The sequence below is a fragment of the Flavobacterium galactosi genome, from assembly GCF_048158585.1.
Classification (GTDB): domain Bacteria; phylum Bacteroidota; class Bacteroidia; order Flavobacteriales; family Flavobacteriaceae; genus Flavobacterium; species Flavobacterium galactosi.
In genome coordinates this window covers 386,128-402,240 of record NZ_JBLNKV010000001.1, presented here as the reverse complement: position 1 = coordinate 402,240, position 16,113 = coordinate 386,128, and the positions used below count along the sequence as shown (strand labels likewise).

At 34.1% G+C, this 16,113-nt stretch carries 18 protein-coding genes; 12 read left to right on the top strand and 6 right to left on the bottom strand.

Annotated features, from left to right (window positions below):
* The first annotated feature begins 22 nt into the window (after nt 1-22).
* The 9 genes from ACM55M_RS01730 to ACM55M_RS01690 all read left to right on the top strand — a co-directional run bounded on the left by ACM55M_RS01730 (nt 23) and on the right by ACM55M_RS01690 (nt 7,608).
* Complete coding sequence (locus tag ACM55M_RS01730; protein ID WP_416848639.1) at nt 23-994, top strand: PorP/SprF family type IX secretion system membrane protein; 972 nt, start codon at nt 23-25, stop codon at nt 992-994.
* A gap of 106 nt (nt 995-1,100) precedes the next feature.
* Nucleotides 1,101-1,370 carry a hypothetical protein gene (locus ACM55M_RS01725; protein ID WP_416855744.1) on the top strand — a complete coding sequence of 90 codons (270 nt, stop codon included), beginning with the start codon at nt 1,101-1,103 and terminating at the stop codon, nt 1,368-1,370.
* 42 nt (nt 1,371-1,412) lie between these two features.
* Nucleotides 1,413-1,598, top strand: coding sequence for a hypothetical protein (locus ACM55M_RS01720; RefSeq protein WP_416855742.1), 186 nt, complete (start codon nt 1,413-1,415; stop codon nt 1,596-1,598).
* A 12-nt stretch (nt 1,599-1,610) separates the two neighbouring features.
* On the top strand, nt 1,611-1,826 hold the full coding sequence (locus ACM55M_RS01715) for a pirin family protein (RefSeq protein ID WP_416855740.1): 216 nt from the start codon (nt 1,611-1,613) through the stop codon (nt 1,824-1,826).
* Between the two features lie 178 nt (nt 1,827-2,004).
* A complete protein-coding gene (locus ACM55M_RS01710; RefSeq protein WP_416855739.1) occupies nt 2,005-3,192 on the top strand; it encodes a phosphoglycerate kinase in 1,188 nt (395 codons plus the stop codon).
* A 300-nt stretch (nt 3,193-3,492) separates the two neighbouring features.
* Entirely contained in the window at nt 3,493-5,346 is a 1,854-nt protein-coding gene (locus tag ACM55M_RS01705) for a LysM peptidoglycan-binding domain-containing protein (RefSeq protein ID WP_416855738.1), read from the top strand.
* 80 nt (nt 5,347-5,426) lie between these two features.
* Nucleotides 5,427-6,077 (top strand): 3-keto-disaccharide hydrolase, encoded by a 651-nt coding sequence (locus ACM55M_RS01700; protein ID WP_416855737.1) that lies wholly within the window; start codon nt 5,427-5,429, stop codon nt 6,075-6,077.
* Between the two features lie 76 nt (nt 6,078-6,153).
* Complete coding sequence (locus ACM55M_RS01695; protein ID WP_416855736.1) at nt 6,154-7,131, top strand: DUF4837 family protein; 978 nt, start codon at nt 6,154-6,156, stop codon at nt 7,129-7,131.
* Between the two features lie 30 nt (nt 7,132-7,161).
* The gene (locus ACM55M_RS01690; protein ID WP_416855735.1) at nt 7,162-7,608 is read left to right on the top strand and encodes a GNAT family N-acetyltransferase; all 447 of its coding nucleotides are present in this window, start codon (nt 7,162-7,164) and stop codon (nt 7,606-7,608) included.
* On the opposite strand, the gene ACM55M_RS01685 is transcribed toward ACM55M_RS01690, so the two are convergent.
* The 3 genes from ACM55M_RS01685 to ACM55M_RS01675 form a co-directional block, all read right to left on the bottom strand.
* Nucleotides 7,609-8,385, bottom strand: coding sequence for an OmpA family protein (locus ACM55M_RS01685; RefSeq protein WP_416855734.1), 777 nt, complete (start codon nt 8,383-8,385; stop codon nt 7,609-7,611). It lies immediately after the preceding gene.
* Between the two features lie 29 nt (nt 8,386-8,414).
* Nucleotides 8,415-10,052 carry a S41 family peptidase gene (locus ACM55M_RS01680; protein ID WP_416855733.1) on the bottom strand — a complete coding sequence of 546 codons (1,638 nt, stop codon included), beginning with the start codon at nt 10,050-10,052 and terminating at the stop codon, nt 8,415-8,417.
* A gap of 104 nt (nt 10,053-10,156) precedes the next feature.
* Nucleotides 10,157-10,594 (bottom strand): ribonuclease P protein component, encoded by a 438-nt coding sequence (locus tag ACM55M_RS01675; RefSeq protein WP_416855732.1) that lies wholly within the window; start codon nt 10,592-10,594, stop codon nt 10,157-10,159.
* Between the two features lie 125 nt (nt 10,595-10,719).
* Between ACM55M_RS01675 and ACM55M_RS01670 the strand changes: the two genes are divergently transcribed.
* The 3 genes from ACM55M_RS01670 (at nt 10,720) to ACM55M_RS01660 (ending at nt 13,184) form a co-directional block, all read left to right on the top strand.
* Nucleotides 10,720-11,454: a lysophospholipid acyltransferase family protein gene (locus ACM55M_RS01670; protein WP_416855731.1), complete on the top strand. Its 735-nt coding sequence runs from the start codon at nt 10,720-10,722 to the stop codon at nt 11,452-11,454.
* A 10-nt stretch (nt 11,455-11,464) separates the two neighbouring features.
* Nucleotides 11,465-12,451: an acyl-ACP desaturase gene (locus ACM55M_RS01665; protein WP_416855729.1), complete on the top strand. Its 987-nt coding sequence runs from the start codon at nt 11,465-11,467 to the stop codon at nt 12,449-12,451.
* 79 nt (nt 12,452-12,530) lie between these two features.
* Entirely contained in the window at nt 12,531-13,184 is a 654-nt protein-coding gene (locus ACM55M_RS01660; RefSeq protein WP_416855728.1) for an HD domain-containing protein, read from the top strand.
* 104 nt (nt 13,185-13,288) lie between these two features.
* Here the strand turns inward: ACM55M_RS01660 and ACM55M_RS01655 are convergent, their stop codons facing one another.
* The 3 genes from ACM55M_RS01655 to ACM55M_RS01645 form a co-directional block, all read right to left on the bottom strand.
* On the bottom strand, nt 13,289-13,690 hold the full coding sequence (locus ACM55M_RS01655; RefSeq protein WP_416855727.1) for a hypothetical protein: 402 nt from the start codon (nt 13,688-13,690) through the stop codon (nt 13,289-13,291).
* A gap of 155 nt (nt 13,691-13,845) precedes the next feature.
* Nucleotides 13,846-14,628, bottom strand: coding sequence for an enoyl-CoA hydratase/isomerase family protein (locus ACM55M_RS01650; RefSeq protein ID WP_416855726.1), 783 nt, complete (start codon nt 14,626-14,628; stop codon nt 13,846-13,848).
* A gap of 10 nt (nt 14,629-14,638) precedes the next feature.
* Complete coding sequence (locus ACM55M_RS01645; RefSeq protein WP_416855725.1) at nt 14,639-16,111, bottom strand: sensor histidine kinase; 1,473 nt, start codon at nt 16,109-16,111, stop codon at nt 14,639-14,641.
* Between the last annotated feature and the right edge of the window lie 2 nt (nt 16,112-16,113).

The window sequence follows — 16,113 nt, the reverse complement described above, 5'->3', positions numbered from 1 at the left end:
GTCCCAAATTAAAATGATTCCAATGAAAAAAATAATAGCACTTCTTCTCTTGACTGTAACCTCGGGTTATAGCCAGGAGTTAAATTTGCCGGTTTTTACGCAATATTTAGCAGATAATCATTTCGTAATATCACCGACATTCGCAGGAATTGGAGATAATCTTAAAATTAGGGCTAATGGGTTGACCCAATGGGTTGGTATAAAAGATGCCCCAGAAAATCAATCCGTTTATGCCGATTTTAGAATTGCGGATCGCTCTGGGGTAGGAGTGTCTTTTTACAATGACAGTAATGGAAATACTAGACAAACGGGTGCAAAATTCTCTTTTGCACATCATTTAATACTAGATTATTATTCTAAACAATACTTGTCTTTTGGAATCTCCTACAACATTAATAATTTTAGAATAGACATTAATAATTTCAACACTACTTATGAAATTCCTGTTATAGACCCTAGTATTACAGACAATAGGTCGAATTCGAATAATAACTTTGATGTAGGAGCTTTATACAGAAATAAAGCATTTTATTTCAGTTTTAATGCAAGTAACATTTTAACAAAGAATATTGATAAGTACATGGGTGTAGAGCCAAGTTTACTTTTGAATTATCAGATTTATTCCGGATATGTTTTTAAAAGTCCTACTAATAGTAGGGTAGAATACGAACCTTCTGTTTACTATCAATTATTTGCGAGCGATAAACGTTCCAGTACTGACGTGAATATAAAATACAGGCATTTTAATAAATATGATGATTATTACTGGGCTGGAATATCCTATCGCTTTCTTAACGATCAACTGTTAAAGCCGTTAAATGTGGGACCCATGTTGGGTTTTAAGAAGTCTAATTTTTATTTTGGGTATTCCTACCAGATTACCCTCAATCAATTGGCAGTCTTTAATACAGGAACGCATGTTGTTACAATTGGACTTGATTTTCTGGCAGGCATCAGCAACTGTCCTTGTACACAAAGTCCGGTTCACGATTAATATTTCAAATAGATTGATTTAAACGTTACAATTTATTATATTTAATACGTACTATTCCTTTAAATGGGAGAGAAATCGCAACAATCGATGTTTTTACCGCAATAATTTGAATGCCTCCAATAAGAATCTTAAATCTGATTGGTTAAGTAGTATTCATGAAAAAGATATTTCCCTTTATGCGTTGCATTTGCGCTTGTGTTTGGCATTTATGTTGTTGCCATATGCATTTACTTCGTCAGGAAGTTATTTCGAAGAAAGTAGAAAAACATTCGGGATTTTACATTTTTTAAATGAAATTATAGTCGCACCCCAACATTCGATGAAAACGGTTTTGGAAGCTAATAATACGGTGCTTATTTTACCGCTGTTTGGCTGAGTTGATTATAAAGACAGCTTAGGAAATGAAAGTTTTATTGGAGTGGAACAGACTCGAATTAATTCTGCCGAAAAAAGAATGTCTTTCGAGCTTACTAATTCTTACGAGGAAGAAAATGTCAGTTATATACAAATAGGATTCAATACCAAAAGTCAAGATTCTGAAAGCAATTTTCAACAGTTTCATTTTGGTTTAACCAATGAAAACCAATTAATTCCAGTATTCTAAATTTCAAATACATTGGGTTTTATAGGAATGTATGATGCACGAAAAGAGGGGTTTTATTCGCTAAAAAACAATTCGAACGGCGTTTTTGTTTTTGTAATTAATGGTGCTTTTGAAATCGAAAATCGGCTGTTGGAATCAAAAGACGGGTTAAGTGTATCCGGAATTGACTCCTTAGAATGGGAAGCATTATCCGAAAATGCGCTTCTTATCGTTTTAGAAATTCCATAAAGGAACCATTTAGTGACAAATGCTCTTTGAAATTAATTCCAAAAAACAAATAATTTGAGACAATTACAACGTTTTCGTTAGTGGATTTCCCTAATTTTCAAACTATTCTTATTTTTTAGTTCCTGAAAAGTTCTATATTTGTTATTCTTTCAAAAAAAACAAACTAAAAATATACTTAATGAAAACTTTAAACGATTTTGATTTTAAAAATAAGAAAGCAATAATACGTGTTGATTTTAATGTGCCTTTGGACGAAAATTTCAATGTAACAGATGCCACACGTATCGAAGCGGCAAAACCTACAATTGATGCTATTCTTGCTCAAGGTGGAAGCGTAATTTTGATGTCACATTTAGGCAGACCATCAGGTGTTGAAGAAAAATATTCATTGAAACACATCCTAAAAACTACTTCAGAAGTGTTAGGAGTACCTGTTCAGTTTGCTTCAAACTGTGTTGGTGTGGAAGCTAAAAACGCTGCGGATAAATTACAAGCTGGAGAAGTTTTATTATTAGAAAATTTACGTTTTCATAGCGAAGAAGAAGCTGGAAATGTTGCTTTCGCAAAAGAATTAGCTTCACTTGGAGATATTTATGTAAACGACGCTTTCGGAACAGCACACAGAGCACACGCTTCGACTACAATTATCGCACAATTTTTTCCAACTGAAAAATGTTTTGGATTGTTATTGGCTAAAGAAATCGAAAGTTTAAACAAAGTTTTGAAAAACAGCGAAAAACCAGTAACAGCAGTTCTTGGTGGATCTAAAGTTTCTTCTAAAATCACGGTTATCGAGAATATTCTGGATAAAGTGGACCACATGATTATTGGTGGTGGAATGACATTTACTTTTGTGAAAGCATTAGGAGGTAAAATTGGAGATTCTATTTGTGAAGATGACAAACAAGAATTGGCATTGGAAATCTTGAGATTGGCTAAAGAAAAAGGAGTTCAAATCCACATTCCAGTTGATGTTGTTGCAGCAAATGATTTTTCAAATACTGCCGATACTCAAATTGTTGACGTAAAAGAGATTCCTGATGGATGGCAAGGACTTGATGCTGGACCAAAATCATTGGAAAACTTCAAAAAAGTCATTATGGATTCTAAAACGATTCTTTGGAATGGTCCATTAGGAGTTTTTGAAATGGAAAGTTTTGCTAACGGAACAATTGCACTTGGAAACTTTATCGCTGAATCAACTGAAAACGGAGCGTTCTCACTTGTAGGTGGTGGAGATTCAGTAGCAGCAGTAAAACAATTTGGTCTGGAAGACAAAATGAGTTATGTTTCAACTGGTGGAGGAGCCATGCTAGAAATGCTTGAAGGAAAAGTATTGCCAGGAATTGCTGCGATATTGGATTAACACATTGATTTAAAAAGGGTTTATTTTAAGCTGTAATTCAGATTTAAAAAACACCGTATCTATAATATTAAGAAACCTTAGCGATGGACTATTTGTCGCTAAGGTTTTTTTTAGTTTTAAAAATTTGATGAATTGTATTTTTAAAAGGAATTTTTACAATCAAATCACGGAAAATTCTTCATAATTGAACTGAAAGTTGCATTTTTAACAATATTTAAAGAAATTTTCAGTTTTAACCTATTATGTTTGTAAAAAATACCAATGTAATCGTTTGAAATATAGGCCTTTGATCATTAAAATATGAATATAAAAAACACCACCCTATCGTTATTGCTATTGTTATCCATGCATTTGTTTTCGCAAGAAGTCGTTGGAAATAAAGATATTATAAAAATAGAACCAAAATTATCCTATTTAGATTCCATCAAGAAAACTTTCGTAAAAGATGAAATGGCATCTTGTGTTGATAGCTTGTGGATGAAGGAATTAACCAACTTAGATTTATACAAGAACATAACGGATGATATAAAAAATATCAATATTGACGAAAAAGTGGATTATGAATTGCCTACGGAACTTTTGAAAGAAAGATTGGCGGCGATGGATTCAAAATCACCTTTCAATATTGAGTATAACCAAGGTCTGGAAAACATCATCAAATCATTCCTCAAATACAGAAAGAAATCTTTTGAACGTTTAATGGGTATTTCCGAATATTACTTCCCCCTTTTTGAAGAAGCGCTTGCCAAACAAAATGTTCCTTTAGAAATAAAATATTTAGCCGTTGTAGAATCTGCTTTAAACCCAAAAGCCGTTTCAAGAGTTGGTGCCACGGGACTTTGGCAGTTTATGTATCAAACCGGAAAACAATATGGTTTGAAAATTGATTCCTATATTGATGAACGAAGCGATGCTCTGAAAGCTTCTGAATCTGCGGCACAATACATGTCTAATATGTACAAAATATTTGGCGATTGGGATCTCGTTTTAGCCTCGTATAATTCGGGACCGGGAAATGTTTCCAAGGCGATCAGACGTTCTGGCGGGCAACAAAATTATTGGAACATCAGAAAAAATCTTCCAAAAGAAACGCAGGGATATGTACCAGCTTTTTTAGCAACAATGTACATTTATGAATACCACACGGCGCACGGTATAAAACCGGACAGAGCAATAATTAAGCATTTTGCTACGGATACCATCCTGATTAAAAAGCAAATGTCGTTCAAACAAATTTCAGATTTGCTGGATGTTCCCGTTGCACAATTGCAGTTGTTGAATCCATCGTACAAGTTAAATGTGATTCCGTTTTATCATGATGAAAATCATTTTTTAAGATTGCCACAAGATAAAATAGCTGTTTTTGTTTCAAATGAAGACCGAATTTATGCGTACGCCGAACATGAATTAAGCCTTCGTGAAAAACCATTTCAGATTGTAAAAGCTATTGTTGTGCGTGATCCGATGAATTATACCACAGAACGGATTACGCTTCCTAAAACAAAATATTACAAAGTAAAACGCGGAGATAATCTGAGTGAAATTGCGGATAAATATGACGTAGCCATTTCTGATATTAAAAAATGGAATAAATTGAGAAGCAATGCTGTTCCTTATGGTAAAAGTTTAAAAATCATTTCTGAACAAAGTGTCGTAAGAACAGTTAGGAAAGAACCAAAAATGGAAACAGTTCCTTCAGAACCAATTGCTGAAAGTCAAAGAGTAGCAACTTCGGAAGTTAAAGTTAATAAAGAAGAAGAATTCCCTTCGAATCCAGAACGAAAAGACATTGAGTATATGGTTCAAAAAGGAGATAATTTAGGGAATATCGCTAAGAAATTTGGTGCTACTTTAACTGATTTGCAGCAGTGGAATAGTTTGTCAGATCATAATATTGCTTTGGGTGCTACTTTGATTGTTGCCAAAAATGAAATTATGATTACTACTGATAAAGCTGCTTCCAGTTCTTTCAAGAAAAAAAATATAGCTTCGGTTTCTAAAAAAGAAGCGGCTGAATATTATGTAAAAAAAGGGGATTCTTTATTTAGCATTGCCCAAAAATATCCTGGAGTAACTATTTCAGATATTAAAAAATGGAACGATATTCGCGATGGACATATTAAACCAGGAATGAAGTTAAAAATAAACGGATAAATTGGAATGGTTTAAGTTTCATTTTATTAATTTCAACCGCTAATTAAATAGAGTAAATTCTTCGTTTTAAATAAAACAGTATGTTGAAAAAAATAATTTTTGTTGGTCTTATATTTCTAAATTCATGTGCTGTTCAGAAAAAAACCTTGTCAATGAATGATTGGTATGGGTATACTAAAAACAGCAACGAAAGAATAGCGCCGTCAAAAGCATATGATTTTACGGATGGCATGATTAGAATGCATGGAGAGAATAATGGCTATCTAATGACAAATGGATCTTACAAAAATTTTGAGTTAAGTTTAGAGTTCAGGTGGAATATAGAAAAGGAATTTTATAGAGGGGATGTGAAAAAAAATAGTGGTGTTATGTACAACATCCCTTTAGATTCACCCGATCACATTTGGCCTAAAGGAATTCAATTTCAAATAAAAGAGAATACTACCGGCGACTTTATTTTTTTAGATAATGTAACAGCAAAAGTAAACGGAAAATTGATTGAGGCTGGTGCAAGCGTAGTTTCTCCAAAATTCAGCAGTAATGAGAGTCCTTATGGAGAATGGAATACGATTCTCATTCGATCATTCAACGGAAAATGTACCCAATATTTGAACGGAAAGTTAGTAAATGAATGTGTTGAGGTATCTTCTAAAGAAGGAAAAATTTCTTTAAACTACGAAGGTTCACCAATTGATTTTAGGAACATTCAATTAAAAAAAATCCACAATTAGTTTTTTGCTTTTTTCTATAAAAGCTGATCTTTTTTCTCTTTATTTGGTAATTAAGATTTTATAACATACCGAATCAATGAATAAAATCCATTTTTTGTGCCTTCTTGTTCTCTTCTTATTTTTTTCTTGTGCAAAGAAAAACGATAATTTGCATCGTAAAACGGAGGGTAAAATCAATACAATTTCAGTAATTATTGATGATCAGCTATGGAATGGTGAGATAGGAGACAGCATCCGAAATAAGTTTGCATCGCCAGTAATTGGATTGCCACAGGAAGAACCGCTATTTACCATAAATCAATATCCGGTTAAACTTCTGGAAGGGTTCATGACGGATACCAGAGCGATTATTGTGGTAAAGAAGGAGCAGCAAAATAAATTTGAAATAAAGAAAAACCAATACGCATCACCTCAAAATGTGTTTCATATTTCAGGAAAAACTGGGGCTGATATCATAGCATGCTTGGAAAAAAATGCTTCCCAAATGATTCAGTTGATCAAGCAGGCAGAAATAGCCGAAAGCCAGAGAATCAATAGTCAGTTGCTACTTAATCCACAATTGATCAGTAATAAATTCCAAATCTCCATAAAGATTCCTTCCGGTTATATGTATGTACTGCACAAAAGCAATTTCATGTGGTTAAAAAAGGAAATCATTGGTGGAAATACAAGTTTGCTAATTTATCAGGTTCCTTTAAACTCCATTAAAAAGAACCCAAATTTGATTTCAAATATCATAAAAATGCGAGATTCAATAGGTAATTTATATATCAGCGGAACAGAACCCAATACGAATATGATTACCGAAGAAGCCTATGCACCCTATCTTTCAAAGATTACTCTTGACGGGAAAGAAGCTTATGAGACCAAAGGAACTTGGGAATTAAAAAATGATTTTATGGCGGGTCCTTTTATCAATTATGCCATTATAGACAAGGAATCTAATAGAATTCTAGTTTTGGAAGGTTTATGTTATGCGCCGTCCAAGGAAAAACGAGACTTGATGCATGAGTTGGAATCTATTATAAAATCGGTTGAAATTGAGAAAAGGTAATCTATTTTAAATTAAATAAGGAATAATAAAATGGCATTAGAATGGAAAATAAAGTCTTTTGAGGCGCTTACTGTTCATGAACTATACGATATACTCAAACTAAGAAGTGAGATCTTTGTAGTGGAACAAAACTGTGTTTATCTTGATCTTGACGGTAAGGATAAAGTCGCGTTACATCTCTTTGGAGAATTTGAAGGTGCAATTGTGGCTCATGCCCGACTTTTCAAAGCAGGAATCAGTTTTGATAATGCTTCTATAGGAAGAGTAACCGTTGATGCAAATTACCGCGACAGGAAATGGGGTCATGACTTAATGCGGGAAGCTATCGCAGGAATTTTGTCTCATTTTGGTGAAAGAAAAATTACCATTGGAGCTCAATTGTATCTGAAAAAATTCTACGAAAGCCAAGGTTTTGTGCAAACCAGCGAAATGTATTTAGAAGATGATATTCCGCATATTGAGATGCAGAAAATATAATTATATTTTTAAAATAATAAATTCGACTCTTCGGTCAAGAGCTGCCCCTTTACTTAAAGGGAATTTATTTCCACAACCTTTGTAAGTCATTCGTTGTGGACTAATTTTTTTGGAGATTAGATAAAGATAGACATTTCGGGCACGATTAAATGAAAGTTTTCTTTCATGAGTAAATTCATCTATTGCATCTGTATAATAACTTGGGGTGCAGCATACATGTCCTCTAATTTCAAATTCTAGTTTTTGATTTTTTTGCAATATTGCTGCGATTTTGTCTAGTTCTTTTTTCGATTCTAATGGCAAGGTGCTGCTTCCAAGCGCAAATAGTATGTTTTCTAAATAAACACGATCACCAACTTTATGCTTTTCCTGAAAAGAATTGTAAATGCCTTTTCCGAAACTATTTTTTTTAACCATAAACAAATCGACGCGTCTGTTTTCAGATCTGGTTTCATTGATGTTTCCTTCGGAGTCTTTGTTCAATATCACGCGTCCCTTACCTTCAATAACAACAATTTTATTTTTGTTGAAACCATTGGAAGTGAGTATGTCCTGAACTGTTTTTACACGGTTTGTCGATAATTCAAAATTATAATCATTGTCACCTCTGTCGTCACAATAGCCATAAATTTGGATAGATTCAATTTTTGTAGTGTCTGATTTTTTTGCAAAATCGATTATGGTCTTAATTTGGTGATCATTAAGATCATATTTATCAAAATCAAAATAGACTGTTTGTACTGGTTTCTGTTGGGCTGAAAGATGTCCAAAAAACAAAAAAAGGATTATTTTAAAGTATTTATGCATTACAATTTCAAAATGGATTTGTATTCTGAAGTGTTGTTTAAAATGCTAACGGCTTTCTTGATCTCAGAATTATTTTTTATGTAATATTGATATAAACCTTCCTGATATTGGTAGCGTTTAATGATTTCCTCTAAAATCAGATTCTTGATTTCTTTTTGATTTTTATCCAATAAAGCATCTTCGCTTTTTTGCAAAGTAGACAGCAATTGTTGGTACTCGGCAGTTATGGATCCGTCTATTTTTTCTTTTTTGGCTACCGCCAAAGTGTTTTTCAGTGCCAACTCAGTCTCGGTGTCAAAAGAGAATTTCTGTGCTTTTAAAAACTGTTTGAAGTCTAAGAAATCCGCATCAGAAATCGTTGGTATGGTAGTGCCTAAAGTTGGATTTTTGTAATAATAACTCGTCACATAATTAAAAACGCCATCGTTTTTGACCAATGCATGTGTTATCGGGCTTAATTTTGTTTCATCCAGTTCCACATCGGGCTGAATGCCTCCGCCGTCATAAACCGTTCTTGCTTTTCGGGTTTTGAAAGCATTATAATTCTTCTCTTCGGTTTTTACGGCCAATCCATTTTTGTCTTTATGGGCGTAATCCAACGCTTGAATACATCTGCCGGAAGGCGTATAATAGCGCGAAATGGTCACCTTTAGTTGCGTTCCATACGTTAAATTAATGGGTATTTGTACCAATCCTTTTCCAAAACTTCTGCTTCCCAATACCACGGCACGATCTAAATCCTGTAAAGCACCCGAAACAATTTCTGAAGCCGAAGCACTTTTTCCATTTACAATAATAATTAAAGGAATTTCAGTGTCAACGGGTTCTCTGGTTGTTTTATAAGTGTTGTTGTATTTTTCAATCTTTGATTTTGTAGTGACTATAATTTCATTTTTTGGAACAAAGAGATTACAAATATTTACAGCTTCATTTAAAAGTCCTCCGGGATTGCCTCTTAAGTCCAAAACAATTCTCTTAGCACCTTCGTTTTTTAGCTGTTCCAACGCCATTTTGGTTTCTACAGAGGCTTTGTTGTTAAAATGGGATAAAACGATATAACCGGTTTCGGCATCTATTTTACCAAAGAAAGGAACCGATTTTATTTCCACTTCATCACGAACAATTTGAGTGGTATACGGTTTTCCCTGGCGGATGTATTTGATGTCGATTTTAGTGTTTTTTGCACCTTTAAATAATTCGGAGGCATCGTCTCTAAAATCAGATAAAAGAATATCTCCTACTTGAATGATTTCATCACCGGCTCTAAGTCCCGCTTTGTCTGCCGGAAAATTTTTATATTGTTCTTTTACGATGAGTTTGCCGTCTTTTCGGGTAAGTAAAGCGCCAATTCCAGTATATTCTCCGGTATTGTTTATTTTAAAACTGACCACATCTTGCTCATTAAAATAAACGGTATACGGATCTAAACTGGCCAACATGCCTTTAATGGCTTTATCCATTAAGTCACCAGGATTTGTTTCATCGACATAGTTCTTGTTCAATTCCTTGAAAAGGGTGGTGAAAATCTCTATTTGTTTGGCGATCTCAAAAAAATCGTCTTTGAAACTCACGCCAACATATAGAAATGCCGAAGCGACAATAGGAATTATGATTTTTTTTTGGAAAAAAGAATTCATGGTTTTTTGGACTAAATTTGAGATTACTAAATTAAGAATAAATCACCAATAATTATACGGGATAAAGTGTAAACGCAATTCTACGGTATTTAGTAAAATTGGACTTACTTGTTTTCTAGATTTGAGTCGCTTTCTGGTAAAGGCTTTTTACTGTTTTGAGCAATAAACTTCTCAAACAGTTGAATGGTTTTGGTATTGATTTCTTCATAACTTAATCGGTCCTTACTTTGGTAAAAAAACATAAAAGCATGAGGTTGATCCAGATTATCAATCAATAAATGTTTGTTGAGACGGTAGGTTTCGCGAAGCACACGTTTAAAATAATTGCGGTCCACGGCTTTCTTAAAATGTTTTTTAGAAACGGAAACGCCCATTTTAATTTTTTCATCTGTCCCGAAATTTCGGGATTCAGGATTACCTAAAGCGCCGGAATAATAAACCAATCGCAACGGATATTTAGAAACTGATTTCCCTTCAGAAAACAATAATCCAATGGTTATTTTACTTTTTAGCTTTTCGTTTTTTGGGTAAGTGAAGTTCATTTTAATAGAAAAAAGAAATAGATTTTGACTGGCAAAGTTACAATTAAACGTTGAGCCTGTATATTGTTTCCGATTTAAATCGGGCTAAAAATATATTTCTTACTTTTGTGCCAAATTTTTAAAGCATGCAAAAACTAATTTCGTATCCCATATCCATAATTTATTATTTATGTTTTGGTCTTACCTTGGTTATTTTTCACCCAATTCAGTGGGTTTGCTTCCATGTTTTTGGCTACCAAGCCCACAAAATAAGTGTTGATTATCTAAATTTTTTCTTATTAAAATGTACGAATCTTTTAGGAACAACCTATAAATTTGAAAATATAGAAAGCATTCCTAAAAATGTCCCTCTGATTTTTGTCTCCAATCATCAAAGTATGTACGATATTATTGCTATGATTTGGTTTTTTCGCCGATTTCATTGTAAATTTGTCAGTAAGAAAGAATTAGGAAGCGGCATTCCAAGCGTATCTTTTAATTTACGTCATGGCGGTTCCGTTCTTATTGATCGAAAAGACCCTAAACAAGCCATTCCAGCTATCAAAGGATTGTCGGAATATATAGAAAAATACAACCGTACGGCAGTTATTTTTCCGGAAGGAACAAGAAGTAAAACAGGGAAACCAAAAGAGTTTGCTCAAAGCGGATTGAAAATTTTGTGTAAATATGCACCATCAGCATACGTGGTTCCAATAAGCATAAACAATTCTTGGAAAATGGTTAAATACGGATTTTTTCCTTTAGGTTTAGGAAATCATCTTACCTTTGTAGTACACAAACCATTAGCGGTTAAAGATTATAATTTTGCTGAATTAATGGAAAAAACAGAAACAGCAGTTGTTCAAGGAATAAAAATTTAATTTATATATAATGTCAATAAAAAACATTCGATTAGAAGTAATGCAGTTTTTAGAAAAAAACGTAGATAGCTTTGTCGATCAGTATCTAATTCCAGTAGAAAAAATATGGCAACCAACAGATTTTTTGCCTAATTCTCAAAGCGATACTTTTTTTGATGAGGTCAAAGAATTACGTGAAATTGCAAAAGAATTACCATATGATTTCTGGGTGACTTTAGTAGGGGATACTATTACAGAGGAAGCATTACCTACATACGAATCCTGGTTAATGGACGTAGAAGGTATTGATAATGTGGAGAGAAACGGCTGGTCTAAATGGATCAGACAGTGGACTGGAGAGGAAAATCGTCACGGTGATTTGCTAAGTAAATATTTGTATCTGTCAGGTCGTGTCAACATGCGTGAAGTAGAAATGACAACGCAACACCTTATCAACGATGGTTTTGATATTGGAACCGGAAGAGATCCTTATAAAAACTTTGTATATACCAGTTTTCAAGAGTTGGCAACTTATGTTTCTCACAACAGAGTAGCTCAAATGGCTAAGAAATATGGAGATAACAAATTGTCTAAAATGTGCAAAATGATTGCTGGTGACGAAATGCGTCATCACCATGCGTACAGTGAATTTGTAACTCGAATTTTTCAGGTTGACCCTAGCGAAATGATGCTTGCTTTTCAATACATGATGAAAGCAAAAATTGTTATGCCAGCGCATTTCTTGAGAGAATCCGGTGAAAAAATAAGCACTGCTTTCGAACAGTTTTCTGATTCGGCACAAAGAATTGGGGTTTATACAGCAGCGGATTATGTGGATATCATGCAGAAATTAATCGACAAATGGGAAATTGACAAGATTACCGGTTTGACTGATGAAGCAGAGAAAGCGCGTGATTATTTGATGAAATTACCGGGAAGAATGGCAAAAATATCGGAAAGATTAGTGATTCCTCAAGAGTCACATATTTTTAAATGGGTAGAGCCAGCAAGACTTTAGATTTTTGATTTAAGAATAAGGAATGTTGGTTTTTGAAGGTAGTCTTTGAAAATCAACATTTTTTTTACAAAATATAACAATGAACAACCCCGATTTAATTAGTAAAACAATTCTTTTTGTAAAAACAAAACTAGAAAATGCCGAAGGTGGACACGATTGGTTTCATATCGAAAGAGTGTATCGAAATGCTATTTTGATTTCTAAAAACGAAGCTTCTGATACAACGATTGTTCAGCTTGGTGCCTTGCTTCATGATATTGCAGATAGTAAATTCCATAACGGAGATGAAACTATTGGCCCAAAAATAGCTCGAGAATTCCTGGAATCAGAAACTGTTGCCGAAGAGACCATCGCTCATGTGGTGAATATCATTACTAACATTTCCTATAAAGGCGGTAATTTCGAAAAGAAATTCTCTTCAATTGAACTGGATGTTGTTCAGGATGCAGATCGATTAGACGCTATTGGTGCCATTGGAATTGCAAGAGCATTCAATTATGGCGGATTTAAAAATAGAACGCTCTATGACCCTAAAATAGCCCCAAACACAAGGATGACAAAGGAAGAATACAAGAATAGCGATTCTCCGACAATCAATCATTTTTATGAAAAGTTATTGCTCCTAAAAGATAAAATGAATACCGAAACCGGAAAACAAATTGCAAAGGAAAGACACCGTTATATGGAAGGTTTCATTTCGCAGTTTTATGCGGAATGGGAAGGGGAGAAATAGGATTTTTGATTATGGATTAACAATTTTAAATTTCAGCTGGTTTTTCGATTGCTGGTTTTTAAATCAAAAATCAGTCCCGATAGCTTCGGGATTAATCAAATATCTTAAATCGAAATCCCTTTGGATTTCATTTCTATAATTACATCCGAAGCATTTTTAAAAGTTGGCGCTTGCTCAATAATGCTTCCCACTCTTTTTTTATTGAGTTTAAAGGTGATATCATTCTCCGTTGTAAACAACAAAGCCGTTAAAAATGGGTTATTCATATACGGAGCCAATATAATAAAAGCTTCATCGAGTGTGTGGAAACTTTCTACTTCTTCCGTTTTATAACGCGCCGTAACCGAAAGACTAAAAACGTCATCGTTCAAAACGGGACGTACATAGATATTTTTTAATTCCGTATCACCAATAGTTTTGGCTAGCGTTAATTTAGCATAAGTACCATTTTGGATGCTTTCTTTTACCTTTTCCCAGAAAAGTGCAAATACAGGTTGGTAAGACATAAAGTAAAATTTTAAATGTTGGATTATATTCCGAGACGGGTTTGCAAAATTAAGTTTTGTAAATCAAACAACCCGTTTTTTGAAGAAAGATTATTTGAAATGATTTCACATTGGAGTTAAATACAAAAGAGAACCAAAACAGCTCTCTTTCGTTATTATTTTCCGGTAAACACCGCTTTTCTTTTCTCTAGAAATGCTGTTGTTCCCTCTTTAAAATCAGTCGTTCCAAAACATTTTCCAAAAGCTTTTATTTCGGTTTCATAGCCATTTTTGCCTTCTTTGAAATTGGCATTGATTGCTTTTATGGCTTTAGCAATTGCATATGGAGCGTTTTTCGTTATTCTTTGTGCGACACTAGTACAGTAATCTAGAAGTTCGGCATCAGGCACCACGTGATTTACCAGTCCGGTTCTATAAGCATCTTGGGCGGTTACCATTCCGGCGGTCAGGATCATTTCCATGGCGCGTCCTTTTCCTATCAATTGTGGTAAACGTTGCGTTCCGCCATAACCAGGAATCAATCCAAGTGAAACTTCAGGCAAACCCATTTTTGCATTTTCGGAAGCCACTCTGAAATGACACGCCATCGCTAATTCTAATCCGCCACCCAATGCAAAACCATTAATAGCTGCGATTACAGGAGTTTTAAGATTTTCGATAAAATCAAATAATTTTTCCTGTCCTTCAGCTGCTAATTGCATTCCTTCTTCGATAGAAAAATTAGCAAACTCAGCAATATCAGCTCCTGCAACAAAAGCTTTTTCACCACTTCCAGTTAGAATAATGGCACGAATTTCATTGTTTTTTCCCAATGTTTTGAATGCTTTATACAAATCAGTAATGGTAGCTTTGTTCAAAGCGTTTAGTTTTGTAGGGCGATTAACGGTTATCGTTGCGATAGTATTCTCTGTTGTAATTAAAAGATTTTCGTAATTCATGATGGTAATTTTAGGAGTTAATTATTGGAAGTGAAACCGTGAAAGTGGTTCCTTTTCCAAATTCAGTATCAAAGGTAATCGTTCCTTTATAATTTTCGATGATGTTTTTAATAATACCAAGACCAAGACCCATTCCGCTACTTTTGGTAGTGAATTTAGGTTCGAATATGCGGCTGATGTCTTTCGGTTGAATCCCAATTCCGTTGTCCATAACAGTAATCAGAACGTTGTTTAAATCTTTTTTTATGGTTACAATAATAGATTTTTCTTCTTGGTTCTCAGGAATGGATTGAATCGCATTTTTAACCAAATTCGTAATAATACGGATGAGTTGGGTTCGGTCTATTTTCGAAATAATTTCGGGAGAATCACTTTGAAATACAATATATTCTTCATTGAAAATATCCATTGCCAGTTCTACTACTTGTACCACATTCAGGGTTTCATTTTGTTGCGCCGGCATCGATGCAAAATTCGAAAAAGCCGATGCAACGGCATTCATCGTATCAATTTGTTGTATCAAAGTTTCGGAGTAATCCTTCATCTTTTGCTTTATATCGGCATCATTTGGATCAAATTTTCTTTGAAAACTCTGTACGGTCAGTCGCATTGGCGTAAGCGGATTCTTGATTTCGTGAGCCACCTGTTTTGCCATTTCGCGCCAGGCTTCTTCTCGTTCACTTTGCGCTAGTTTAATGGCACTTTTTTCCAATTCATCAACCATCCCGTTGTATGCCTTTATCAACAAATTAATTTCTTTGCTATTGGCCTCTAATACAATTTTCTCGTTTTTTTGATACAGGCTAGTCTCGCTTAATTTGTCTGAAATGGTTTTCAAAGATTTTGTGATGTAGGAAGAAAGAAAATAAGCAACCGCAAAAGCAACAATCAACATGAAGGAATACACTTGACCTAATCGGATGAGGAAACTATTTAATTCATTTTCATAAAACCCGTCATCTTCTACATAAGGCAAATTCAAAATGCCTAAAGGCTTAAATTTGTCGTCTTTTATCTGGCTGTACGAAGAACGATTTTTAACGCCGTTAATGGTTTTGATGTCAACGTATCTTTTTTCAATAGAAGAACGAACTAATTTCAGGATATATTTTGGGATAGAAGGCGAAACTTTATCAACCGAAAAGGATTCTTTAGAGGATTTGAGCAGTTTTCCATCTAGGCTGTAAATGTTGATTTCAATATTATGAATTTGTGCTAATTCATGTATTTTATCTTTAAAAATCAGACCTAAATTCGCAGTTGTTAACGGATAAGTTGTTGTGGAAAGTACATAATTTATATGTTGCTTTACTGCATTTTCATTCCGTTCTAAACGTTCTTGATGGTATTCTTTGGCTTCGTTTTTAAATTGAATAATAGAAATGGTAGCTAATAGAATGGAAGCCATAACTATCAATACAATCATGGAAAGGAAAATCCTAACCCGCAATGAAAGCATTGTTGTTTTGAAGCTATTAAACATAA